General features: G+C 48.1%; 18 protein-coding genes. 3 read left to right on the top strand and 15 right to left on the bottom strand.

Annotated elements, in window-relative coordinates:
- Positions 1-7: 7 nt before the first annotated feature.
- From pfkB to MHH92_RS09640, 12 genes are all read right to left on the bottom strand, one after another.
- Complete coding sequence (gene pfkB, locus MHH92_RS09695; protein ID WP_340903459.1) at positions 8-919, bottom strand: 1-phosphofructokinase; 912 nt, start codon at positions 917-919, stop codon at positions 8-10.
- Between the two features lie 2 nt (positions 920-921).
- Positions 922-1668 (bottom strand): DeoR/GlpR family DNA-binding transcription regulator, encoded by a 747-nt coding sequence (locus tag MHH92_RS09690; RefSeq protein ID WP_017689448.1) that lies wholly within the window; start codon positions 1666-1668, stop codon positions 922-924.
- Between the two features lie 251 nt (positions 1669-1919).
- A complete protein-coding gene (locus MHH92_RS09685; RefSeq protein ID WP_036609765.1) occupies positions 1920-2405 on the bottom strand; it encodes a hypothetical protein in 486 nt (161 codons plus the stop codon).
- A 135-nt stretch (positions 2406-2540) separates the two neighbouring features.
- Entirely contained in the window at positions 2541-3971 is a 1431-nt protein-coding gene (locus MHH92_RS09680) for an NAD(P)-binding domain-containing protein (RefSeq protein WP_340903454.1), read from the bottom strand.
- Positions 3972-4308: 337 nt separating this feature from the next.
- A complete protein-coding gene (locus tag MHH92_RS09675) occupies positions 4309-4548 on the bottom strand; it encodes a DUF896 domain-containing protein (protein ID WP_017689452.1) in 240 nt (79 codons plus the stop codon).
- 111 nt (positions 4549-4659) lie between these two features.
- Positions 4660-12393: a beta strand repeat-containing protein gene (locus MHH92_RS09670; protein WP_340903452.1), complete on the bottom strand. Its 7734-nt coding sequence runs from the start codon at positions 12391-12393 to the stop codon at positions 4660-4662.
- A gap of 353 nt (positions 12394-12746) precedes the next feature.
- Positions 12747-13706: an NAD-dependent epimerase/dehydratase family protein gene (locus tag MHH92_RS09665; RefSeq protein ID WP_340903450.1), complete on the bottom strand. Its 960-nt coding sequence runs from the start codon at positions 13704-13706 to the stop codon at positions 12747-12749.
- Between the two features lie 74 nt (positions 13707-13780).
- Positions 13781-14302, bottom strand: coding sequence for a TetR/AcrR family transcriptional regulator (locus MHH92_RS09660; RefSeq protein ID WP_253507187.1), 522 nt, complete (start codon positions 14300-14302; stop codon positions 13781-13783).
- 235 nt (positions 14303-14537) lie between these two features.
- Positions 14538-15350, bottom strand: coding sequence for a (2Fe-2S)-binding protein (locus MHH92_RS09655; RefSeq protein WP_036609771.1), 813 nt, complete (start codon positions 15348-15350; stop codon positions 14538-14540).
- Positions 15351-16331 carry an ABC transporter substrate-binding protein gene (locus MHH92_RS09650; RefSeq protein ID WP_340903448.1) on the bottom strand — a complete coding sequence of 327 codons (981 nt, stop codon included), beginning with the start codon at positions 16329-16331 and terminating at the stop codon, positions 15351-15353.
- Between the two features lie 108 nt (positions 16332-16439).
- Positions 16440-18041: an AraC family transcriptional regulator gene (locus MHH92_RS09645; protein ID WP_340903446.1), complete on the bottom strand. Its 1602-nt coding sequence runs from the start codon at positions 18039-18041 to the stop codon at positions 16440-16442.
- Between the two features lie 51 nt (positions 18042-18092).
- On the bottom strand, positions 18093-20114 hold the full coding sequence (locus MHH92_RS09640; protein ID WP_340903445.1) for an AraC family transcriptional regulator: 2022 nt from the start codon (positions 20112-20114) through the stop codon (positions 18093-18095).
- A gap of 419 nt (positions 20115-20533) precedes the next feature.
- Here MHH92_RS09640 and MHH92_RS09635 point away from each other — a divergent pair, with 419 nt between their 5' ends.
- The 3 genes from MHH92_RS09635 (at position 20534) to MHH92_RS09625 (ending at position 22025) form a co-directional block, all read left to right on the top strand.
- Positions 20534-20953, top strand: a complete 420-nt coding sequence (locus tag MHH92_RS09635) for a MarR family winged helix-turn-helix transcriptional regulator (RefSeq protein ID WP_036609779.1) — start codon at positions 20534-20536, stop codon at positions 20951-20953.
- Between the two features lie 27 nt (positions 20954-20980).
- On the top strand, positions 20981-21631 hold the full coding sequence (locus MHH92_RS09630) for a nitroreductase family protein (RefSeq protein WP_340903442.1): 651 nt from the start codon (positions 20981-20983) through the stop codon (positions 21629-21631).
- Positions 21632-21728: 97 nt separating this feature from the next.
- Complete coding sequence (locus MHH92_RS09625; protein WP_221823222.1) at positions 21729-22025, top strand: putative quinol monooxygenase; 297 nt, start codon at positions 21729-21731, stop codon at positions 22023-22025.
- Between the two features lie 172 nt (positions 22026-22197).
- Here the strand turns inward: MHH92_RS09625 and MHH92_RS09620 are convergent, their stop codons facing one another.
- From MHH92_RS09620 to MHH92_RS09610, 3 genes are all read right to left on the bottom strand, one after another.
- Entirely contained in the window at positions 22198-23547 is a 1350-nt protein-coding gene (locus tag MHH92_RS09620; RefSeq protein WP_076318379.1) for an FAD-binding oxidoreductase, read from the bottom strand.
- A gap of 112 nt (positions 23548-23659) precedes the next feature.
- Positions 23660-24181, bottom strand: coding sequence for a MarR family winged helix-turn-helix transcriptional regulator (locus tag MHH92_RS09615; RefSeq protein WP_340903441.1), 522 nt, complete (start codon positions 24179-24181; stop codon positions 23660-23662).
- Positions 24182-24227: 46 nt separating this feature from the next.
- Positions 24228-25037 carry an alpha/beta hydrolase gene (locus MHH92_RS09610; protein WP_340903439.1) on the bottom strand — a complete coding sequence of 270 codons (810 nt, stop codon included), beginning with the start codon at positions 25035-25037 and terminating at the stop codon, positions 24228-24230.
- Between the last annotated feature and the right edge of the window lie 129 nt (positions 25038-25166).

The raw sequence follows: 25166 nt of genomic DNA, 5'->3' as shown, positions 1-25166 counted from the left end.
CGTTAGACTAAATCGTCGTAATGGTTACTTGATTACGCAATTCATCAATCAATTCACGTGTTGCCAGATCATCCGAGAACGCAGTTGCGCTTCCAGATGCAACCCCTGTGCGGAAAGCTTCCAGCAAATTTCCGCTCTGTACATAGGTACCTACGAATCCGCCAATCATGGAGTCACCGGCACCAACCGAGTTTTTCACAGTACCTTTTGGCACATTCGCATGATGAACTTCCGCTTTGGTAATGAATAGGGCACCCTCACCTGCCATGGAGATCAACACATGTTTGGCACCGGCTTCCAGCAACTTACGCCCGTATAACACCAGTTCCTCGCGAGTATCAATCGTTACACCGAACAGTTCGGCCAGTTCATGATGATTTGGCTTCACCAGCAATGGTGCATGTTCAAGAGCTTCCATTAACGCAGGGCCAGTTGTATCAATCACAAATTCGGCACCCGTTTGCTTGCACACTTTAATGAGACGATCATAAAAATCCGTTCCAAGTGAAGGAGGTACACTGCCGGAGAGAATGACAATATCTCCTTTTTGCAATGAGGACAATTTGTGAAGCAACTGCTCCGCCTCTTCGGCACTTATTGCAGGTCCAAGACCATTAATCTCTGTCTCTTCTCCATGCTTCAGCTTGATGTTAATGCGAGTATCGTCTGCAATCGTAACAAAGTCTGTCCGAATGTTATCTTCTTGCAACTTGTCATTAATGAAACGTCCCGTGAATCCACCAAGGAAACCAATAGCCGTGTTATCTGCTCCAAGTTGATTCAGTATGCGAGAGACATTAATGCCTTTGCCGCCAGGGAGCTTCAAATCCCGATTCATTCGATTCAATCCGCCAAGCTTCAGCTCATCCACTTCCACGATGTAATCAATGGACGGGTTAAGTGTTATCGTATATATCATCGTTATCCCTCAATTATTTTAGTTTTCTGGGCGATTCCAGGCCGCCAATGTTCTGGCATCTGCTCGGTAATCAAATCGGCCTCCTCCAAATCAAACAATTTGGCAAAAGTAATTTCCCCTATTTTGCTGGAATCAGCCAGCACATAAGATTTTCCCGACAATTGATGTGCACGCCTTTTAATCAAGGCTTCCTCCGGATCCGGTGTTGTATACCCCATTTCGGGATCAACTCCGTTGCTTCCAAGAAAACATTTATCAAAACGGAAATTATCCATGTTCTGTAATGCGATACTGCCAATGACTGCTTTTGTATGAATTTTCATCATACCTCCGAGCAAATAACTGCGAATACGCTTGCTTACCAAAGCCTCAACATGTGAAAGTCCATTGGTAACAACCGTTACGTCTTTAGCTTCAATAAAAGGAATCATGGCTAACGTTGTCGTTCCTGCATCCAGATAAATGCATTCGCCATTTTCGATCTCCTGTGCAGCCAAACGGGCAATCGTCGTTTTTTGTTGAATGTTTTTGAACGTTTTTTCTTCCATGCCCGGTTCCAGCGTTTTTTCATTCACCAGTGCGGCACCGCCGTGGATGCGTTTGAGCATCTGACGACTCTCCAGATCGATCAAGTCACGCCTAATCGTTGATTCAGAAGCACCCAACACATCAACAAGCTCTTGCAATTTCACAATTCCCTGTAAATGTAAGCGCTCTATAATTGCAGCATATCGTTCTTCAGTCAGCATCTTCATTCCTCCAACTGCTTCTATAGTATCATAATTCACTCAAAAAACAACCACTTTCATTCAAAATATTTTAAAAACATTCAAAAACCCGCATCTTTCGACTTATTTTCTTGTCCAATTGTCCCTTTCTTACTTCATGTTCTTAAAGTTGGAATTCCGTGCCCTTCAAATCTTCATTAAAAATCCTGCAGCCTCCAGCGCTGGATGCGCGGCGTTGCAGGATTTTTCTGTTCATGGGAACTGCATGACGTTTATGACTCTACAACCATAGCATCCGGTTTGGGTTTAAGCCATTTGCCATCTTCATTAATAAAAGCACCCTTGAAGCGGCCCATCTCCAATTGTTCAATTAACCTCTCCTCGTCCATGACCAGAATCTCAGCGAGCTGACCCGAGGTGTAATAATGAGCGGGATTGTAATCGAGCAGCACAGGAACAGACGTATCATATAGTTCTTTGATCAGATTCTCAAAGGAATGGCGACCCAGGTTCTCCATATCTCTATAAAACTGCAAATGTTGGGACACCATATTACGGAAAGATTTATTCTCCAGATGCATCCACAACGTATTGCAGGCCCGAACACTCATATGATTTTGTTCCACATCGTAAAATTGAACTTCTTCAATCTTCATGTATTTCTCTTGAAATGCTACGATCTTAATCAAAGGTACATTTCGTTTACGCGACGCTTTCTTCAAATGGGCTCTAAATTGTTCATAGTTCATTTCATTCATCTATTATCCCTGCCTTTAACATGTTCCAACCGACATTTTACAACAAATTAAAGGCAAGTGTAACCTTCTTCATATGAAAAACAAAAAAAAACGTGCAGCATCAGATGCCACACGTTCACAATATTATAGCGTGCGTTACTCAGCGAGGGCACCACTTTTCGCCCACGTAGCCGTAAATTCCTGTTCTTCATACGCATAGAATTGCTGCAAAATAATCTCCCGATCATCGAGGAACAACTGATCCGCTATGGCAGAGACCAGTTTCGGCACTGCACTCTTCGTTCCCGATATTGCCGATGCCGACAGACCACAGCTGGCAAGTGCAGAGTAGTTGAATACAAACAGTCCGTGCAACGGTCTCTCACCCTGTTCACTCCTGCTTGTCATTGCAAACCCGGAACTCAGGTATGGATGTGCGTCCAGCAACGCATTGCGAAGCTCTGGCGGAGCCTGGTAACAGTCCTCCCAGCGTGCGATGTATGGCTCTACAAGCTTCAGTTCAGGACGGAGTGCCGGATCACTAAGCAGACCTGTGCTAATAATTAGAAAATCAAACTCATATGCTCCCTGTGCGGTATGCACAATCGCGCCTTGGTCCGTCGCTTCTACACTCAGCCATGGAGCGTTCAGATGCAGCTCGAAACCAGGCCAGGCTGCCGCACGATTAAACGTATCATTGGTTGGCGGTTGATTGAATTTGAAGAAATGAGAGATCACTTCATATTTATCAGCAACCGGAAGAGCGTGGTATCGCTCGATCATACCGGATTGTTCCATCTGACGAATGGGATTAACACTAGGCAGTTGTTCCCGCCGTACAAATACATGAGCTTCCGCCACACCGGTGGCAAGAGCATAACTGGCATTATCGAATGCAGAAGCGCCGCCGCCAAGCACAGCAATTCTTTTACCTTTTAACCGATCAAAATCAATCGCTTCCGACGTATGGGCATACAGCTCCCGAGGTAATCTATCCGCAATCATGGACGGCACATGCCACTCTCCACCACCTTGTATTCCCGTAGCAAACACTACTTTGCGAGCAAGTATAACATCCATCTGAGATCCAGCCTTGTTCACATGAAGTCGATGTATTCCGTTCTCCATAGGCTCAACCAGCATCAATTCTACCTCATTAAGCACAGGCAGATTCAATACTTCCCGATACCAGCGTAAATAATTCATCCAGTCCCCACGCGGGATCTTATCTACCTCTTCCCAACCTTCGGGCCCAACCTGTGCTTCCCACCATGAGCGAAAGGTTAACGAGGGGATTCCCAGATCAATGGAGGTCAGATGCTTGGGTGTGCGCAAAGTTACCATACGCGCATAAGTCTCCCAAGGTCCTTCAAGCCCCGATGCATTCTCGTCAATGACCACAATATTGGAGATCCGTTCCCGAAGAAGTCCAAATGCCGCTCCTAATCCACTCTGGCCTCCACCCACAATGACGACATCATAGACATGACCATCCGCATGTTCTCTTGGACGCACCCAGTTCGCGCCACCAAATGACAAATAAGCTAGATCATTCTTCACACGTTCATTCAAAGCTTCCAGGCTCATGATTCATCAACCCTTTCGAGATACATATATGAACTAGTCTTTCTTTGATTATTTGATGTAAGTTTGTTGTCAGTTATATTGAGAGTAATTGTGATTTTTCTTTGTGTTTCTGAAATATATTAGCGTTATTATATGAGTTATCGGGGATTTTTTGAAGTTCGCGGTAGATTTATTGTCATCAATGCTAAAAATATATAACATGCTTGTTAATCTGCACGAAATACCTAACTGGATGGTACCTTCCTCTTATAAAGTGCTTTTTTCCTGATGGATGCTCTACAGAAAATGAAAAAAGACAGACCAAGATGTAACCTTGGTCTGTCTTATTAAAGGAATGCTATTGGCCGGCTTGTTCACGGCGTTGCAATTTTTCGTTGGTTAATTTCTCAGGGGTCACATCATGACCCAGTGGGTCCACAACGGATACTGCCAGCATGGTTGTCAGTACCTGACCTCGAATAGCCTGCAAATATTGTTTTCTAAGCTCCTGCTGCTCGCTTTGTTCTGCTTTTGTCAAACCGACGCTACTGCGTTGTTTTCGACTTAATTCGTTAATGCGTCCCAAAATAGGAATCATGAAATCCACCTCACTTGTTAGTCCACTTGCCAAAAGATATTTCGAATATCTTCAAACTAATTTATTACAACTTTACGAATTTGTCCATAGGCACAATCCGTTGAGAAGTGTTTAGGTGATCTCATGCACAGACCACACAATGCCATTTGTAGCACCACTGCCCAGGTTCAATGTAATCGTCAACCCGTTTGCAGCATAGAACAGTCCAATCACATCTCCCGCATTCAATGCGACTTCTACTGCCAAAGTCACTGAACCACTTCCCAGCACTGCCCGCAGTGTGAGTAGCGTAATCGCGACATTTAGGACGGGCAACAAACCACTGACAAGTGTCGTTACCGTAGGGGATGTTCTCTGTACAAGAAAGGCTGGGTTAACGCCAGCGCCCAGAGATAGGGCAATCGCTGCAGTCGTTGCATAATTGATCGTGGCCACAATAGAGTATCTTCCGGTTACCGGGACGGTATAGTTTCCTGTGGTTGCGTTGAAGTTGGCATTACCGTAATAAGGAGCCGTAGTCGTCCAGTTGGTTAACTGAGTGCTGGTTGCTGTCGAAAGTGTAGCCAGGAATGCCGAGAACCCTTGTGTTGCAAAATTGGGGCCGGTTGGGCCCGTGGCTCCTGTCAGCCCCGTTGCCCCAGTCGCACCGGTAGTTCCTGTTATGCCTGTTGCTCCAGTGGCACCCGTAGCTCCGGTTGCACTCGTTACACCGGTTGCCCCCGTAATTCCATTAGCCCCAGTTGGTCCAGTCGGGCCGGTGGCTCCTGTGATTCCTGTAACCCCAGTAGTTCCCGTAACTCCGGCAACCCCAGTTGCACCTGTAGTTCCTGTTGTCCCAGTTACACCAGTTAGTCCTGTAGCTCCCGTTATTCCTGTTTCTCCAGTTGTTCCGGTCGCGCCAGTTATACCTGTAACTCCTGTTGAACCAGTACTTCCGGTGGCACCTGTTACACCCGTTGTACCTGTAGTTCCTGTAGCACCGGTCACACCCGCAATACCCGTGGTTCCTGTTGCTCCAGTCACACCCGTAATGCCAGTTACGCCGGTCGTGCCGGTTGTTCCTGTTTCACCAGTAATACCCGTTGGACCGGTTGCCCCTGTAGCACCAGTCGTACCTGTTGTACCCGTAACACCAGTTACGCCAGTTGTGCCAGTTATGCCAGTGGCACCAGTCGCGCCGGTTACACCAGTAAGTCCCGTAGTTCCCGTTGCTCCAGTCGTACCTGTGACCCCTGTTAGACCCGTCTCTCCAGTTTGGCCAGTTATGCCGGTGGCGCCGCTAATTCCAGTAGCTCCAGTCACACCCGTAATGCCAGTTACGCCGGTCGTGCCGGTGGCTCCTGTTTCACCAGTAATACCCGTTGGACCGGTTGCCCCTATAGTACCAGTCGTACCTGTAACTCCGGTTATGCCAGTCGCACCAGTGGCTCCGGTTGGTCCTGTTGTACCTGTCGTGCCGGTAACGCCTGTTGCACCCGTCTCTCCAGTCGAGCCGGTTACGCCAGTAACTCCCGTAGTTCCGGTTGCCCCGGTCGTTCCTGCAACCCCTGTTATACCTGTTTCCCCAGTGGCTCCGGTCGCACCGGTTGGTCCTGCCGTGCCGGTTATGCCAGTGGCACCGGTTGGTCCCGTTACACCTGTCGTACCGGTAGCGCCTGTTACACCCGTCACTCCTGTAATGCCCGTGGTTCCTGTTGCTCCAGTAGTCCCGGTGGGCCCCGTCACACCAGTCGTACCTGTGACACCAGTTAGACCCGTCTCTCCAGTTGCTCCCGTCGTTCCAGAAATTCCAGTAGTACCTGTAACCCCAGTAAGTCCAGTTACTCCCGTCTCACCAGTTTGGCCAGTTGTGCCAGTGGCGCCGGTAATTCCAGTAGCTCCAGTCACACCCGTAGTGCCAGTTACGCCGGTCGTGCCGGTTATTCCTGTTTCACCAGTAATACCCGTTGGACCGGTTGCCCCAGTAATTCCAGTAGCACCAGTCGCACCTGTAATCCCGGTTAGACCCGTCTCCCCAGTTAATCCAGTAAGTCCAGTTACTCCCGTAACTCCGGTTGATCCTGTCACACCAGTTTGGCCAGTAATTCCAGTAGCACCAGTCGGCCCGGATACGCCAGTTATTCCTGTGGAACCCGTACTCCCCGTTGCTCCTGTAACTCCAGTCGTACCTGTGACTCCGGTTATGCCAGTCACACCAGTGGCTCCGGTTGGTCCTGTTGGTCCTGTCGTGCCCGTGGCTCCAGTTAATCCCGTAACACCAGTTGGACCAGTAATTCCTGTTAGACCTGTTTCCCCTGTGATACCAGTTGTGCCTGCTACACCAGTAGCTCCCGTAGTACCCGTACTTCCCGTTGCTCCAGTCGTACCCGTTTCACCGGTGACCCCAGTGGCTCCAGTCGCACCTGTTGTACCCGTAACTCCAGTTAAGCCAGTCGCACCGGTTGGTCCTGTTTCACCAGTATTCCCTGTTAGTCCTGTAGTGCCTGTCGGACCAGTTATACCAGTAACTCCAGTCGTACCTGTGCTTCCAGTTAGACCCGTCTCTCCAGTGACGCCTGTTGCTCCTGTCACACCAATTGTACCCGTAACGCCAGTTAAGCCAGTCGTGCCAGTTGGCCCTGTTTCACCGGTGACCCCGGTTATGCCAGTAGCTCCGGTATTACCAGTTGAACCAGTAGCCCCAGTGAGTCCTGTCGTGCCAGTTACACCAGCAATTCCTGTTATGCCACTAACTCCGGTTGCTCCTGTAACACCAGTTGTTCCCGTCGTACCCGTACTTCCAGTTATACCTGTTAGTCCTGTCTCTCCTGTTGGGCCATTCAAACCGGTAGATCCCGTTACACCTGTAACCCCGGTGACACCAGTGACTCCTGTTAGCCCAGTTGCACCAGTTGTTCCGGTTGCGCCGGTTACTCCCGTGGCACCTGTACTTCCTGTTTCTCCAGTCAAACCCGTAGGACCTGTAATACCAGTTGCACCCGTTGTGCCTGTTGGTCCTGTTTCACCAGTTTGGCCAGTCGAACCGGTAGGGCCCGTCACACCAGTCGTACCTGTGACCCCTGTTGAACCTGTTTCTCCAGTAACACCTGTCGTTCCGGTGTTTCCTGTAGCCCCCGTAGTTCCGGTAGCTCCGGTAATTCCTGTGGCTCCTGTGCTCCCAGTTAGACCCGTCTCTCCAGTGACGCCTGTTGCTCCGGTCGCACCTATTGTACCCGTAACGCCAGTTAAGCCAGTCGTGCCGGTTGGTCCTATTTCACCAGTTGGGCCAATCGAACCGGTAGGGCCCGTTACACCTGTGTTTCCTGTTAGACCGGTCTCCCCAGTAACACCAGTGGCCCCGGTCACTCCCGTCAGTCCTGTGAACCCTGTTTCTCCAGTAACACCTGTCGTTCCGGTTACGCCAGTCACTCCCGAGATACCTGTAATTCCGGTTGCTCCTGTCGCGCCTGTGAATCCTGTTAGACCCGTTTCCCCAGTGACACCAGTCAGTCCGGTAACTCCGGTCACGCCTGTGATACCCGTGGTTCCAGTAATGCCAGTTAGTCCAGTTGCACCGTTCAGTCCCGTCACACCAGTCGGACCTGTGACCCCGGTTAACCCCGTCTCTCCTGTAGGGCCAGTCGATCCGGTAGGGCCCGTTACACCTGTGGCCCCAGTTATACCCGTTTCCCCGGTGACACCAGTGACTCCTGTTAGACCCGACTCTCCAGTTACACCAGTTGTTCCGGTTACTCCCGTGGCACCTATACTTCCTGTTGCTCCAGTGGCACCTGTTGGGCCCGCTACCCCAGCTGTACCCGTGGTTCCGGTAATACCAGTTAGTCCAGTCGCACCCATAGCACCTGTAATACCAGTTGCACCTGTACCTCCTGTTAGACCCGTCTCTCCAGTGACACCTGTTGCTCCGGTTACTCCCGTAATACCAGTTGTTCCCGTTATGCCACTAGTGCCAGTAGTTCCGGTCACACCAGTAAGTCCCGTTACGCCAGTTAAACCAGTCGTGCCGGTTGGTCCTGTTTCACCAGTTGGGCCAATCGAACCGGTAGGACCCGTTACACCTGTGTTTCCTGTTAGACCGGTCTCCCCAGTAACACCAGTGGCACCGGTCGCTCCCGTCAGTCCTGTGAACCCTGTTTCTCCAGTAACACCTGTCGTTCCGGTTACGCCAGTCACTCCCGAAATACCTGTAATTCCGGTTGCTCCTGTCGCCCCAGTCGATCCCGTCGCGCCTGTGAATCCTGTTAGACCCGTTTCCCCAGTGACACCAGTGGCACCGGTAGCTCCGGTCACGCCTGTGATACCCGTGGTTCCAGTAATGCCAGTTAGTCCAGTTGTACCTGTAATTCCAGTTTCTCCAGTTGCACCGTTCAGTCCCGTCACACCAGTCGGACCTGTGACCCCGGTTAACCCCGTCTCTCCTGTAGGGCCAGTCGAACCGGTAGGGCCCGTTACACCTGTGGCCCCAGTTAGACCCGTTTCCCCGGTGACACCAGTGACACCAGTGACTCCTGTTAGACCCGACTCTCCAGTTACACCAGTTGTTCCGGTTACTCCCGTGGCACCTGTACTTCCTGTTGGTCCAGTGGCACCTGTTGGGCCCGTTACACCAGCTGTACCCGTGGTTCCGGTAATACCAGTTAATCCAGTCGCACCCGTAGCACCTGTAATACCAGTTGCACCTGTACCTCCTGTTAGACCAGTCTCCCCAGTAACGCCAGTGGTTCCGGTCGCTCCCGTAATTCCTGTGGCTCCGGTACCTCCTGTGACACCCGTGGTTCCGGTAATGCCTGTTAGTCCAGCCGCACCTGTAAATCCCGTTTCTCCAGTTGCACCGGTCGGTCCAGTCACACCAGTCGTTCCTGTGACCCCTGTTGAACCTGTATCTCCAGTAGTTCCGATTGAGCCGGTTGCTCCAGTAGGGCCTGTAACTCCAGTGATTCCTGTTTCACCTGTTGGACCCGTAAATCCGGTGTCACCCGTTGGTCCTGTATTTCCCGTCAGACCTGTTGCTCCGGTCTCTCCAGTGACGCCTGTTGCTCCGGTCACACCAATTGTACCCGTAACGCCTGTTAAGCCAGTTGTGCCGGTTGGCCCTTTTTCGCCGGTGACCCCGGTTATGCCAGTAGCTCCGGTATTACCATTTGAACCAGTAACCCCGGTGAGTCCTGTCGCGCCAGTTACACCAGCGATTCCTGTTGTGCCACTAACTCCGGTTGCACCTGTAACACCAGTTGTTCCCGTCGCACCCGTACTTCCAGTAGCTCCAGTTATACCTGTTAGTCCTGTCTCTCCTGTTGGGCCAGTCGAACCGGTTGAGCCCGTTACACCTGTAGCCCCAGTTAGACCCGTTTCCCCGGTGACACCTGTGACTCCTGTTAGCCCAGTCTCTCCAGTTGCACCAGTTGTTCCGGTTGCGCCGGTTACTCCAGTGGAACCTGTACTTCCTGTTTCTCCAGTCGCACCTGTTGGGCCAGTTACACCAGCTGTACCCGTGGTTCCTGTGATCCCAGTTGCACCTGTACCTCCTGTTAGACCCGTCTCTCCAGTGACACCAGTGGCCCCGGTCGCTCCCGTAATTCCCGTCGTTCCGGTTACGCCAGTCACTCCCGAGATACCTGTAATTCCGGTTGCTCCGGTTGCTCCAGTCGCCCCAGTCAGTCCGGTAGCTCCGGTCACGCCTGTGATACCCGTGGTTCCAGTAAAGCCAGTTAGTCCAGTTGTACCTGTAATCCCTGTGGCTCCGGTCTCACCGGTGATTCCGGTTAACCCTGTTTCTCCAGTTACACCTGTCGTCCCCGTGTTTCCTGTAGCACCCGTAATTCCGGTAGCTCCGGTAATTCCTGTTGTGCCACTAACTCCTGTTGCACCTGAAATCCCCGTTTCTCCAGTTGCGCCAGTTGATCCCGTCACACCTGTCGTTCCTGTGACCCCTGTTTGACCTGTATCTCCAGTAGTTCCAGTTGCTCCAGTAATTCCTGTGGCTCCTGTTACACCAGTATTGCCGGTTATGCCTGTAACTCCCGTAGTACCGGTCGTACCTGTTATGCCAGTAACGCCGGTTGTACCTGTACTTCCCGTTGCCCCTATCGCCCCAGTAGATCCTGTAGCACCTGTAACTCCGGTGGTACCCGTTGCTCCAGTAGCCCCGGTCGGTCCTGTCACACCTGTCGTGCCGGTGTTCCCAGTTAGACCCGTCTCTCCAGTGGCACCAGTTGCTCCGGTAACGCCAGTTATTCCTGTGGTACCGGTAGTTCCCGTTACTCCTGTATCCCCGGTGGGTCCTGACACACCAGTCGTACCTGTGACTCCAGTCGCTCCGATCGCACCTGTAATGCCTGTAAATCCAGTAATACCTGTTGCACCGGTTACTCCAGTCGTTCCTGTTGTGCCCGCAATTCCAGTAACGCCAGTTAATCCGGTTGTACCTGTTGGTCCTGTTTCACCAGTGACACCACTTATACCAGTAGCCCCAGTGAGTCCTGTCACACCAGTCGTACCTGTGATACCGGTAGTGCCAGGTAATCCGGTCGTACCTGTAACTCCTGTTTCACCAGTATTACCTGTTATTCCAGTACTTCCTGTCGCTCCGGTGAATCCTCTCAAACCAGTCGTGCCGGTCGCACCTGTACTGCCCGTAAATCCAGTAATCCCTGAAGCACCAGTATTTCCAGTAACGCCAGTGATGCCTGTCGTGCCTGTTTCGCCGGTTGCTCCCGTCACACCAGTTAATCCAGTTGCCCCCGTAGTACCTGTTAGACCCGTCTCTCCAGTGACGCCAGTCGCTCCGGTCGCACCAGTAAATCCTGTCGTTCCTGTGTTGCCTGTTTCTCCAGTCGTACCAGTTGCGCCAGTTAGTCCAGTCGTACCTGCTGTACCCGTAACGCCAGTTAAGCCAGTCGTGCCAGTGACACCAGTTGGACCTGTGACTCCTATTAGCCCCGTCTCACCAGTACTTCCAGTAGATCCGGTTACACCCGTAACACCAGTAACTCCCGTAGACCCGATCCCCCCAGTGGCACCAGTTGCGCCGATCGCACCTGTTATCCCTGTCGTGCCGGTTATGCCAGTATTTCCAGTTGGACCCGTACTTCCCGTTGTTCCTATTGCTCCAGTAAATCCTGTAGCGCCTGTAACTCCGGTGATACCTGTCTCACCGGTTGGGCCGGTCGCGCCCGTAGTACCTGTCGTTCCAGTTACGCCACTGACGCCTGTGGTTCCAGTAATACCAGTTGCTCCGGACGGGCCTGTGATTCCAATTTCGCCAGTACTTCCCGTTAATCCAGTCGCACCTGTAATACCTATTAGACCCATCGCTCCGGTTGGTCCAGTCGCTCCAGTCACTCCCGTGAATCCTGTTTCACCAGTAGATCCCGTTAGTCCCATCACACCCATCCCAGTTGGACCAGTTGCTCCAGTGAACCCGGTAGCCCCAGCTAATCCTGCAACTCCAGTTGGACCTGTAAAGCCGGTTATACCGGTATCTCCTGTAGCACCGGTCACGCCTGTAACACCAAATCCGGTAATTCCAGTTGCGCCGGTTGTTCCTGTGACTCCAGTTGATCCAGTGCCAGTCGCACCTGTCACTCCTGTGCTTCCTGTAGATCCAGTTGCTCCCTCCTCACCCGTTGGACCGGTCGGACCTGTAAATCCTGTAGTTCCAGTCACACCTGTGGTGCCCGTCAGTCCGGTAGCTCCTGTTGCACCTGTGACTCCAGTTATTCCGGTACTTCCCGTGGTTCCAGTTACTCCGGTCCGTCCTGTTAAAATGGTTGCTCCCCATATGCTGGGATACCCAGGGTCTCCGGTTAACCCAGTAGCACCTGTTGCTCCTGTGAATCCTCTCATTCCTTGATAACCCCGTGGGCCGCGAAGGAAAGGAATCCTGTGACTTTTCTTTTTTTTGCATTTACGTCTGCTTTTCTTACAAGACTTACTCTTCTTCTTTGGGATAGAGTGCTTTTTTGATTTTTTTGCTTTCCGTTTACCTGTACTGATTGAGGAAATTTTGCGTTTCCTTTTGGATATACCGCTCACAAGAGAATCCCCCCTCCTTGTACACCACGTCAAATCCCCGCATTTTACAATAGTACACTCTATGCCCTGGACTAGCTTTGTGCGCCCCCCCTATTCAATATACCTATAAAACCTTCACAGTTAGTGATCAATCAATTACTTTTCTCCGAAAAATATATTCCCCTCTACTCCCCCTGCAACTCCAACTCCTTAATCGTCAACGCAATTCCTTCTTCAAAAGATGTTGCCACAATCGGGCCAATCCGTTCCTCATACTTCTGTCTACTCAAGATCAGGGGTTCCTCAGTCAGATATAACATTTCTACAATTTCTTTCATAACGGGTACACCTAGTCCAATCAAAGACAATCCCATTCTTCCTAACGCCATCACAGGTTTGCTTCTTCCCGCAGCCTTCTGTGCCAATCGCACGATGTCATGACCCGAGATGATCCCCGATCCAGGAATGTTCCAATTCTGTCCATACGTCATCTCTCTGCTTGCCAGCTCCACCACCATGACCGCAGCATCCGGTAAATAAATATACTCTCTCGGCACGTTCATATTCCCGATAAAAAAAGCCATCTTTCCTTTTGCTATCGCTTCAAGGGTTGAACCCAGATAGGAAGCCTGATTAGCCGATGGGCCATAATAATCTGGCAAACGAACGATCATCACCTGAGTTCTACTCCATCTTGTGCTGAATAACATCTGTTCATAGGCAAGTCGTGTCTTGCCTTTGCGGGTATGTGGCTGCTTCGGATGTTCTTCCGTTACTTCCTTCATTTGTCTTCTGCCATAGGGATAGATTCCGTCTATAACAACCACGTTCAGACCCAAGTGTTCTGCCGCCGCCATCACAGATTCACCGAGCGGAATCAGCCTGCTCTCCATCTCGTTATAAGGGACATTCGCACAATGAAATATGACATCGGCACCCTGGGAAGCAGCAATAATATCCTCCGACCGAAATGCATCTCCAACTGCAATTAGCAGGTGATCCGGATATCCCAATTTTACCGCAAGTTGCTCCAACTTTTGACGGGAGCGCCCAAATGCGATCGTTGAAATCCCTCGTCTAATCAATTCCTCCGTAATTGCTGCACCTGTTCCACCTGTGGCTCCAATCACAATAGCTCTTTTCATCGTAGATCGACCTCTTTCATCCATTTAGTGATTGATCAATAACTAAAATATAAAAAGGGACTTTACCTCCCTCTCTATCGTTCCTTCAACTCTGGCATATCCAGTGCATTAGATACATTACACAACATCCCAATTGCCAGAAAAATCATGGTTCTTTTTAGCGGTTCAGCAATTCCTGCAACGGTGAAAGCTTCCAGTACCATGGCTCTTACATCACTAATGCCTTTTTGCATAGCCTGACGAATGACTTCCTCCCGGATCGTTTGCGCCTGCATCTGAAGCAAGATCTCGCTCTTGTGCGATTCCAGAATCTTATCATAGGCTTCAATGAGATCATTCTCTAACTGATCTGGTGTCGCCATCTCCACCACAATTCGAAACGAATCAATCACCCGTGTCCATGAGACCTCAATTGCAGTTAATAATAAAGCTTCTTTTGTTTTGAAAAAACGAAATATATACGGCTGTGAGATCTGTGCCCGTTCAGCCACCTGGGCTGTAGTCGCACGATAATAGCCAATTTCCGCGAAGACGTCAATTGCTGCAGAGATAATATCATTTCGCCGGTTAACCGACGCTGCTGCATCCTTTGCCATGATAATCCGCCCTCCAATAGTTAGTGATTAATTGATCAATAGCTTGAAGTATAACGAATACTATCCCTCAATGCAAAGGTATCGTGAACTTGTACAAAGCCAACAAACCCGCAGACGCTGGCTCAAGCCGCTGCAGGTTGTGTAACTTGTCGATCATAGATTCTATCCACTGGAAACCGAAGAGAACATGGTTTGTCTGAAACAGATTCGTACCATGCGGTACAAGAGTGTCTGTTCACTGCTGAAGAAGTTTACGCAATCGGGATTCCGAATCCAGCTTCGGACAACTGTCACAATACCCATGTGTATGACTTCCGTCTCCAACCAGATAGGCCAAACAACAATATCGGCGTAGCAGGAACGGAGGTCCCTGCCACCCGGAATGTTCGAAGCGCTGCAGCTCATTGGCAAATGTACATGCATTATCGTTTTGCCGATCCAGCCAGAGGCTTTGATCTTCTTGAATCTTTGCAAGCCGTTCATCTGTCTTCCAAATGCTCTGATCATTGATCATACGTGCATACAATTGTTGCACATTATGGGCAACCAGAGACCACATGACCTTATCGCTCGCTCTTGTAGCGACGGCTACCGCTCGCAGGACAGGTTCCAGATGTAGCAGCACTCTTTTCTTGAGCAAGCCACTCTCTGACCTGCGCTGAACAGGATCTTCACCCTCCAGAGAGGTTCTCTCCAGCAGAGTCTCATATCGCATGCCACCTGCACCATTCAATTCAAACCGCACATCATCGTCTGCAACGCTAAGTATAGTATCGTATAGACTGAATGCTGAAATTACGGACATCACGAATACGGAGTAACGTTTGGCAAAAAGTGTACCGACGGCCGCACTTCCTCTTCCGCCCAATTGAAGCCCTTGCTGCATAGCCTGTTCACGCAATATCAAGTTTCGTTTCTCTTCATTCAGCAGATCCTTCACACGGAAAGGATACTTGGAATCATCGCAGTCCACTTGGATCGTCGTCACAAAAAATTGCTGTAACACTTCCGACATCTCTGAATAATCATGTCTTGGATAATGTCTCATCTATTGAATCATCTCTTCAAAATCGTTGATAATCTCGCTTCGCCCAATCGCTCCCCAGCCCTTAAACAACCAGAACGAGTCTGTCGTATAGACCTGATCTGCACCGACAGCCGGCACTGCCTTCCAGAGTGAGCTTGCGTTGATGTTGTTTACATACTCATCGGCATTCGGGTCAATCTCCAGAACTACGAAATCAGCATCCACATCTGCAATTTTCTCCATGGACAGGTCCTCACGTTGTTCGGCAGGTGTCACAGTCGTTGGCACAAATCCAAGATCATGATACAAAAGTGTGTTGGTTGGATGTCCTTTTGCCGCGTAAATTTGTAAGGTCTTCTCTCTTACACGCAGATAAGCCAACTTTTTTTGATCCAGTTGTTCGATCTTCGCTTTTAATTGCTTCGCCTGCTGCTCTACCTCGGCTATCTTTTCTTTTGCCAGATCCACTTTGTTGTACATCCCGGCAATGGTCAACAGATCCTGTGTCCAATATGTTGAATCATCAACAAAATCCAGCCATTCAGTACCCAGTACAATCGTCGGAGCGATTTTCTCCAACTGATCATACGTACTCTCCGCAGTTCGACTCTCAATAACGATGACATCCGGATCAATCTGAAGGATAGCCTCCAGGTTAGGACTGTCTGCAGACCCTACCGTTGGAATGCCGGCAAGCTGATCTGCAAAGTAAGGCAAATAATCTCCTCCGTAACGAACTTCTACATTAACGCCTGCTGGTTTCTCACCAATCGTCAACATGTGATCGATGTAAGCAGCAGATAATACCACCATACGCTCTATTTTTTGCGGTACAACCGTTGTTCCTTTAAGATGCTCAATCGTTTGCGTACCACTCTCTTCCACAGGTGTATCCTGTTGCGGAGGCGTTGCTTCTGTTACTTCTGATGCCTTGCTACATGCCGTCAGAACGAGCACAAGCAGGGCCAACAGTATCATCGTTGTTGCTCTCTGTCTTACCATTTGTAGTAAATCCCCTCTACTATTTAATAATAATAATCATTATCACTATAGTAGGGAAAAGCATACAGGCTTACCATGGATTATTCCACTCTCTTCTCTTGCACAATATCACCGTAAGGTAACCCCAAGTTGCTCTGCCACATATCGCATGGCCCACATGCGTCCGGTGGGACCCAGCGTTTTGAAAAAAATATCTCCTGCATTATATACATGGCCTTCTTGAACAGCCTTTAATGCCAACCATGCACTGGATTGCTGTAATTGCCTCAGTTGAGCACGTGCGTCTTCTGTGGGATCGACCATTACAAACACATGATCCGCGTCGTATAACTGCAAATCGCAAACTTTGCTCTCTACAGCCCACTGTTGTTCCGGAAAATCACGAGGCAAATAAAATCCCAGATCATCATACAATAGCGCCCCTGTCTGGTTGTTCAATCCATACATTCGGTAGAAATGAGAAGTCACCCGGATGAACATGGCACTCTGTTTCCCCCACCTCGATTGAATGCGTCCTCGAAGAACCCGGCTCAGTTCAGCATGTTGTTCTATCCACTGTACGGCCTGTTCGGTGCGACCCATAATGTCCGCCATATACAGAAGCCTCTCGCCAAAATGGTTGGTATGCTCCAGCATGGTGGTAGGCGCGATACGATTCAGGGAGTCATTTGGCTCCAAACGATCACTTGTAATGATCAGGTCCGGTTGGACTCGCCTCAAATCATCATAGTTCTGATTGAAGCTATCCAGAATAAGTCCCTGATGACTGTGTGCTTGAAGCGCAGGTATGGCAACATGACGAGCCACCCTCTGACCATAGGATAAAGCGGATACTGGCCTCAAACCGAGCGTTATCACATAATCGTCCAACCCGTAATATAAGGTGGCAATGCGATTCACTTTATTTTTCATATACAACGTTGGGGCGATTCCTTCGTTTTTCTTGAAAACTCTGCTGAAATAGTGCTCGTCCTTATAACCCACTTGCTCCGCAATTTCCTTGATTTTATCTGAAGAAAATAACAACTGCTTGGCCTTTGCCATACGTAGATTCAGGATATATTCAATCGGGGTCATATTTAATTGTCGTTTGAATGTTCTTATAAAATGATTCACACTAAGCCCTGCCATGCCGGCCATCTGATCAATTCGAATGTCTTCCCTATACTGATGTGTCATATAATCAAGTGCCAAATCCATCCCCGCTACAGGGTGAGTTGCTTCTTTCACGTGCATCATTAACTGAATCAACAACTGATGCAAAAGATGTTTCCTGCGCGTCTTTTCCAGACTCGTAAACGAGTGTTTTCCACTCATCAGGGTATCCATCATCTCCTGAATATCACGTGTATTGGAAGGAACATTAAGCTTGCCCGTCACAGGGAGATCCAATGCCTCGGTATGCCAAGCATTCCGACGCCGGGTAAGTGTAACACAGGAAAATAAAATGATCTGATATCGGACAGGTGCTTCCATATCCGTCTGAAACTCCACATGCATTCCTGGCTTCAACAAAAACCACTCGTCTTGAGACACCGTATGTACAATGTTATCCATAGACAAAGATCCTTTGCCCGCGATGACCCTGCAAATGGCGAACCTTTTCCAGATCCGACGCTGAACAGCCCCCGGATTGCTAGAGTAATGGCAGACGTGGACAGCAGAGAAATGTAGTCGCTCCAGTTGTTTGATCCAATCATTTTCCTCCATGATGACGTCACCTCCCCGTTTTGGATCGATTCTATGTGAACTGATTACACTCTATTTTTCAGCTCCCAATAGTAAATTCTTTATACTATCCAACTGCAACTCCAGTGAATAGGGATCTTCCATGACGAACTCATCCTCTGTACCATCCAAGGAACCATAGGCGTAGACTTGTCCTTTCTGCACAGCAGGCAGACGTTTCCAAACCTCGCTGTTCAGGATCTCTTTGGCGTCCTCACTACCCGAACCATATAAGAAGATATGATCTCCCATATACTCAGGCAGTACTTCAAGGGAGATCGTCTCGAATCCATCCTTCATTTCGAGTGCTTGCTGAGTTGGAGGCAGTTTCAGCATCTCATAGATCGTGGAACTACCATAGTTCCCGCCTTCTGCACCAAGTACATACAACGCTTTGTACCCTATTTGTATGATGGATACGGTCTCGCCTTCTTTAATTACACCATCAATCTGCTTCTTAGTCTCTTCGATATTCTCTTCATATGTCGTGATCCATTGCTCTGCTTCCTTCTCTTTTCCAAAAACACCAGCAATCCGGCGCAGCTTTTCCAGTGGGCCAGAAGTTTTATCACCTTCCCAATAAGGTAAAAAGACGGTCGTTGCAATTTTTTCGTAATCCTCAATATTTTTATCAATGGAACCGATGATGAGATCCGGCTCAAGTGACACTAACTTCTCCAGATTCATTGGGAACTCTCCTCCCAAATCCTCAATACCCGCTATAACATCAGTAGCAATGCCAGACTTTTCAATCCATCCTTCGTTCAGCATAAATGTTCTTACACCAACCGGTACTATGCCCAGTTTCAGCAGATACCCCATATATTGATCTGAAGCAACACGCTGCGGATTGGCCGGGATTACCACATCTCCCCTCATTGTAGAGACGGTCCGCGTCTCCGGCTGTGCGGTCGATTTCCCTGCCTCCGTTGCCTGGTTACCCGATTGTGTAGTAGCCGCATTGGTCTCTGTTTGCGTACCACTTGCAGACGGTGCTGGACTGGAACAGGCCGTGAGCAATAGCGTGAGACACAACATCATGCTTAGTGCTGTCATTTTGAATTTTCCTTGCATTATTGATTCCCCTCCAACATTCTTTTGATATTGATAATCAATATCATTATATAGATGGGAATGTAACGAAAGAAGGGCATTTTCTTGCATTACACTGGGCAAATCTTGCTTGTTGTTCAATACCATTGGCTGTTTCGACTTGTTTAACCGTTGGCTTACTCCTTTTTTGTAGCGAATTGGAGAAAGGCCTTTTATTTTTTTGAAACTGCGGCTCAGTGAATGTGCATCCGGATAGCCGATCTGTTCTGCAATCTGTTGCAGCGTAGCACTGGTATGCACCAGAAGATGTGCGGCCCTCTCCATTCGAATCTGTCCAAGATACTGGATGGGACTGATGTTTAACTTTTGTTTGAACAGCCTCGACAAGTGCCCCACACTGCATTCCATTGCTTCTGCCATTACGTCAAGAGCTATGGGCTCATGGAGGTGAGCATTCATATATTCAATAGCCTGTGTGACCGTATCCGGTTTATGTGGCAGAATGGATTGTTCGTGTAAGTCTGTCAATAAAAGATATACCCATTGATGAAATAAGGTTTTGGCATGTAACTTTGCAAGCTTGGTAGACTGCTCCCACTCCTGCTTCAATTCCTCCATACACTGATACATGTGTAGCGGACGGGTTGGTACAAGTGCATATTGGTCCTGAAACGGACGTTCATGGTCCATCAGACACTGAATTTCCATCCCACAGGGCAAGGCTAGGATGGCTTTGTACAAAATCATATAATACGCCACGCCCGAATCCGTCTCCATGTTTAAATACGCCTGCTTGCCTCCATGAATGATGTGGAATCCCTCCACGATGTATCTGTGTTGATCCATTCGTATCCGTGCACTTCCGTCGGTGATATATAAATAGGTACTTGCTGGTAGTTGATAATTCTTCAACTTCTCCCCAGGATGCAAAGCGTTTTGGCGTACATCCAGTATTTTGACAAATACATGATTCCACAACCTGATGTGATCATTCAAATTCATATCCGCTGTACTTTCCCTCCCGCCATATTACATCGACATACCTTCTTGCTGCTCTTATGACTGCCTGTAATTTTCGCTCATTATGTATATTTCATTTCATTATAAATCAATTGATAACAATTCTCAATAACATGCACAATCAATATTAACTTATCCATTTGGACAACATACTTGGACTGCAATGTATACGTAGCGGGATAATAACGCTAGAATCAGCAACATTTTCTAACCTGTTGCAAAATCATAAAAGGCATGATATATTAATTGAGCCATCAATGATTGACGCATCAAATATTGATACATCAATGATTCGAGAGCATCCAAATAATCATTAGGCAATGGCATTGTATACTGCAACATTAATCATTGGTTAACATGCGCCGTTGTTCATGATTCAGATTCACCCGGGAGGTCTAGTCATGACACGTATTGTTTCCAAAGAAGAACAAATCATTAATCTGTTGAACGTGCTGGGTAACAAACTCAGTCCCAAGTTCGAACGCTGTACAGGTATCAGTTCCTCTCGCTTTGAAATTCTGCATGAGCTGGATCAGGTCGATGAGATTAACCAATCCATGCTGCAGAAAATCATTAACATTGATAGTGCTGCGATTACACGACACTTGAAACAGCTTGAGGCGGACCTGATGGTTACAAGACGTAAAAATCCTGATGATAATCGGGTCACTTTTGTTCGTTTGACGGACCACGGTCGGAAGCAGATTGAAGGCTACAAAGCTGAGAAGACCAATTTTATCAACCAGATTTTACAGGATTTCAGTGAAGACGAAGTTCAGTCACTCGCCGATTTCCTGGAACGTATGCAGAACAATTTCTAAACCCATATATAGAGGAGAGATCCATGCATGAGTACAATTGAAAGCAAATTCCAAAAAACCAATGATTTTAACGAAATCACCTACGGTCGTCGTTCTGTTAAACTTTACGATCCTGAAGTGAAAATTAGCCGTGAAGAAATGACTGAAATTCTGTCCGAAGCTTCCCGTGCACCATCTTCGATCAATTTGCAGCCTTGGCGTTTTCTGGTTGTAGATACGACTGAAGGTAAAGAAAAGCTTGCTCCACTTGCGAGATTTAATCAAAATCAAGTGTTGACTTCTGCCGCTGTTATTGGCGTATTCATTGATATGAACAACGTTGAATACATGGATGAGATTTTTGGTAAAGCTGTAGAACTTGGTTACATGCCACAAGACATTAAGGATATGCAGCTCAAAACTGTAATGCCTTATTACGAAAAGATGGCTGCTTCCGATCTTCGCGACGTTAACCTGATCGATGCTGGCCTTGCTTCCATGCAATTGATGCTTGCTGCTCGTGCTCATGGTTATGACACCAACCCAATTGGTGGTTATGAGAAAGATCAAATTGCAGAAGCATTTGGCATGGACAAAGAGCGTTATCAACCCGTTATGTTGATCTCGATCGGTAAATCGGCCAAAGAAGGCCACCCTTCCTACCGTCTGCCTGTAGAAACCATCACAACTTGGGCATAATATCAGGGACGGTTTCCCTGTAAGTTTCGATTAAATTGGTCAATAAGCATATATTCTTAACACATTCCAAACAAACACAATATGGAGGTTATACATTATGATTATCATTCACGCTCATCTGCAAATTAAACCGGACCAAGAGCAAGCATTCCTCGCATCTGCGAAAGAACTGATTGCTGCAACACGTCAAGAAGAAGGTAACATCAGCTACGATTTGGCAAAAAGCACAGAACGCGAACAACAATACACGATGATCGAGCTGTGGAAAGATGAAGCTGCTACAGCTTCCCACAACACAAGCGCGCATTTCCAAGCTTTTGTTCAACAAGCAGCAGCTTTCATGGCCGCTCCAATGAACGTTGAAGTATTTGCTGGAGAACAAGTTAAAGCTTAATAGCGCTTTAACTGCCGTGCGTATTTAACATGTGAAGAAGCCACTCTTGGTCATATGACCGAGGGCGGCTTTTTAGTTTCCTTTTGAAAATAAGTTCACTTCAACAAAAAACACGCCAATTAAGGCGTGTTTTCTTCACTCATTGAAGAGGTATTAAACAAGTGAACATGGACTACACTATCCGAGCAGGAGTAATGCTTTGCGGATTGTTGAACACATTTTTCGGATCATACTTGGCTTTGACTCTCCGCAGTCTGGCATAGTTGGCTCCATAGTACACTGGACCGGAATTCTTGATCCCTTGGTCTGGAACGTTGATATAGGAACCTACAATGTATGGTTGCAATTTCTTGCGAGTATTACGAGCGAGTGCGATATTTTTGGCGGCATGGGATGGTTTGAGCCACGTACTGGTCCATTCCACATAGAACTTCTCTTTACGCCAGAAGAAGGCGGTTGATCTAGGTGATTTGCGACTTACTGCTCCGCCCCAGTTGAGGAAATAGAATCCGCCTGGTCCCTCTTCCAGGTTCTCCAAAAATGTTCGCATCGATTTAATGGCTTTGTCGGGGAATGGTTTTCGTCCAAAACCGGACGAGAACTGGTTGCTATACCGTTGAGTCTCGGTCGGATCAGGTTGTAATAAGAACTTCACAACTTCCGTGTAAGGTAACAAACGAACAATGGAACTTGTCGGTGTGCCAACACTCGTAATCGGCTGCAATAGACGGAGTGCCTCTGTTTTTGACCCTAGGAACAGCCCCTCCATGACGACATTGCCACCCTTTTTCGGTCCGATGGACAACTCGCTGCCCAGTCTTGTATCCACAGAGGGAGCCCACCTCTGCCATACTTTGAGCACCTTTTCGAATTGAGCCCATGGCCAGGTGATTTTAAATACAGTCGCCTTCGCTGGAGCACGGCGCACTTTGAATTTGTAGCGGGTGTACACTCCGAAGTTACCACCGCCTCCTCCACGCGAGGCCCAAAAGAGATCCGAATTACGATTTTTATTAGCCCGAATCACTTTTCCTTTGGCGTCCACCATCTCTACCTCAAGCAGGTTATCACTGATGAGACCGATCGTACGCTGGAGAGGCCCAATTCCCCCACCTAACGTAATTCCACCGATCCCTACAGTAGGGCTGTCACCAAAAGGAGCTATGAATCCTTGCTTGGCAAGGGTATTTGCAATTCTTCCCACTCGGTTTCCTGTTCCAACAACAACCGTTCCATTTTTTTTATCAAGCTTGATGGAATTCAGATCACTTACATCAATGACAATTCCACCATTCACTTGTGAAAGATTAACCTCAAGCGCATGTCTTCCACTCCGCGGCCTGATCGGTACATTGTTTTCACGAGCCCATCGGATAGCGTTGGATACATCTTTCGTCTTTTGGGCAAAAACAAAAACTTTAGGATATTTGTCGGTATGCGGGTCCCAGTTCTTGCGCGCCGCTTCATATCCCGGATCTCCTTTATAAATAACCCGTCCGGTAAGCTTTGTTGATGATTTCACACATCCCACTCCCTGCTGAATAATTGTCCTACAGCCTCTGCTGCATTGAGCACTTTATACTGTATGACGGACATTCGCGGAGGGAATGGGCTGTTGCCCTTAATTTCAAGGTTCATGTTTCAGAGGAATCAATTCTGATTAACTTGCGCGCTTCCTGTTCTTTTTCACCATACCAGACGAGCACGTCAGCAAACAAATCCATGATGCGAATAAAGTTCTGCTTATCCGCCTCTGAAATCTGATCTGCATACTTGAAAATCTCATCAAAGCAAAGCTCCCTTACAAATTCGGTATACTTCGCATATACCTCGCGACCTTTCTCCGAAGGTTTGACGTAAATGTCTTTGCGGTTACCGCTTAAATGAAATTTTTCGAGCAGGCCTTTTTCCGTCAGATTCTTCACGTTCTTGGAAAATGTACTGCGGCTTACGCCCAGGCGTGCTGCCATTTCCGACATCTTCTCTTCCTTGTCCTCGGCTTCCAGAATGTATTCCAGCGTCTGAATCTGTGAGGCAGAGAACATCATGTCTGTACCATAACTTCGCTGCAGCTTATACGTGTTTGAGTACGCATTACCGTATTTGATAATTTTCTCAATCAGTTCCCGATGGTCGCCCATCCAATCTAATTTCATGCGTAATCCCTTTCATATTCAGATTCTCTCTCTTACTCTACTGAAATCAGATCCGTTTTTCAATCCATGTAATTGCTTCTTCAATAACATCATCACGAGTCGGTTCATTAAATATCTCATGCATCAGATGAGCATAAATTTTGAGTGTTTTATCTGTTGAAGCGATATCGCCGTAAAAGTCACGGGAATCCTTTTCGCTGACCAGTCCATCATTGGCCCCATGCAGTACAAGCACGGGATCTGTAAACTGCTTGGCGTTCTCCTTGAGCCACATTATGCCATTTCCCAGACTATTAAATAAATCTACAGAGATCTGCTTTTCAACCAGCGGGTCATTCGCGTAAGCGGATACAACTGTGGGATCACTACATACGCCGCTGCCCAGCTCATTTGGGAAATACGTGCCTGTAGGAAGTTCCATCGGCAGTTCTCCAGCAACTTTTGTATTGTACCGAGTGAGCGCTCCGGATAACACGATGCCTTTGACCTTGCCTGGATATTTCGTTCCAAAGGACGAGGTTGCAAAACCGCCCATACTATGTCCGATGACAAACAGCGGAAGATCACCGCTCTCTTGCAATGCCGCCTCGACAATGACATGAACATCTTCAATAAGATGATCAAACTCTTTATAAAACGTACGCTGTCCCTCGGATCTGGCATGACCCCGATGGTCGAAGCGATACACGCTAAACCCACGCTGATTCAGCTTCTCTGTCAAATAATCGTAGCGCCCTGCATGCTCAGCTAGTCCGTGAACAATGACGACAGCGGCTTTTGCATTTTCTACTGTATCCTTGCTGAAATAAAGCTGTGTACCGTCAAAGGATTGAATGCTTGTCTCGATTTTAGTCATCGTTTCCCCGTCCTTTTTGTGGTGTCCAAACATAAGTTCCGAGAGATCGTTTCCTCCGCCCTACCATCGACACGTTTATTATTATTTCTCTTAAAAATAATATTGTTTCTTATAGAAACAATATATCAT

It is taken from the genome of Paenibacillus sp. FSL M7-1414, assembly GCF_038003195.1.
GTDB lineage: Bacteria > Bacillota > Bacilli > Paenibacillales > Paenibacillaceae > Paenibacillus > Paenibacillus amylolyticus.
This window is presented reverse-complemented; position numbering and strand designations above follow the sequence as displayed.

Excerpts from the sequence above, each read along its gene's own strand:
- MHH92_RS09665 (WP_340903450.1), bottom strand. The coding sequence starts at position 13,706 with ATGAAAAGAGCTATTGTGATTGGAGCCACAGGTGGAACAGGTGCAGCA.
- pfkB (WP_340903459.1), bottom strand. The coding sequence starts at position 919 with ATGATATATACGATAACACTTAACCCGTCCATTGATTACATCGTGGAA.
- MHH92_RS09635 (WP_036609779.1), top strand. The coding sequence starts at position 20,534 with ATGACACGTATTGTTTCCAAAGAAGAACAAATCATTAATCTGTTGAAC.
- MHH92_RS09680 (WP_340903454.1), bottom strand. The coding sequence starts at position 3,971 with ATGAGCCTGGAAGCTTTGAATGAACGTGTGAAGAATGATCTAGCTTAT.
- MHH92_RS09615 (WP_340903441.1), bottom strand. The coding sequence starts at position 24,181 with ATGAAATTAGATTGGATGGGCGACCATCGGGAACTGATTGAGAAAATT.
- MHH92_RS09655 (WP_036609771.1), bottom strand. The coding sequence starts at position 15,350 with ATGAGACATTATCCAAGACATGATTATTCAGAGATGTCGGAAGTGTTA.
- MHH92_RS09610 (WP_340903439.1), bottom strand. The coding sequence starts at position 25,037 with ATGACTAAAATCGAGACAAGCATTCAATCCTTTGACGGTACACAGCTT.
- MHH92_RS09675 (WP_017689452.1), bottom strand. The coding sequence starts at position 4,548 with ATGATTCCTATTTTGGGACGCATTAACGAATTAAGTCGAAAACAACGC.
- MHH92_RS09670 (WP_340903452.1), bottom strand. The coding sequence starts at position 12,393 with ATGAGAGGATTCACAGGAGCAACAGGTGCTACTGGGTTAACCGGAGAC.
- MHH92_RS09640 (WP_340903445.1), bottom strand. The coding sequence starts at position 20,114 with ATGAATTTGAATGATCACATCAGGTTGTGGAATCATGTATTTGTCAAA.
- MHH92_RS09660 (WP_253507187.1), bottom strand. The coding sequence starts at position 14,302 with ATGGCAAAGGATGCAGCAGCGTCGGTTAACCGGCGAAATGATATTATC.
- MHH92_RS09650 (WP_340903448.1), bottom strand. The coding sequence starts at position 16,331 with ATGGTAAGACAGAGAGCAACAACGATGATACTGTTGGCCCTGCTTGTG.
- MHH92_RS09690 (WP_017689448.1), bottom strand. The coding sequence starts at position 1,668 with ATGCTGACTGAAGAACGATATGCTGCAATTATAGAGCGCTTACATTTA.
- MHH92_RS09630 (WP_340903442.1), top strand. The coding sequence starts at position 20,981 with ATGAGTACAATTGAAAGCAAATTCCAAAAAACCAATGATTTTAACGAA.
- MHH92_RS09625 (WP_221823222.1), top strand. The coding sequence starts at position 21,729 with ATGATTATCATTCACGCTCATCTGCAAATTAAACCGGACCAAGAGCAA.
- MHH92_RS09685 (WP_036609765.1), bottom strand. The coding sequence starts at position 2,405 with ATGAATGAAATGAACTATGAACAATTTAGAGCCCATTTGAAGAAAGCG.
- MHH92_RS09645 (WP_340903446.1), bottom strand. The coding sequence starts at position 18,041 with ATGGAGGAAAATGATTGGATCAAACAACTGGAGCGACTACATTTCTCT.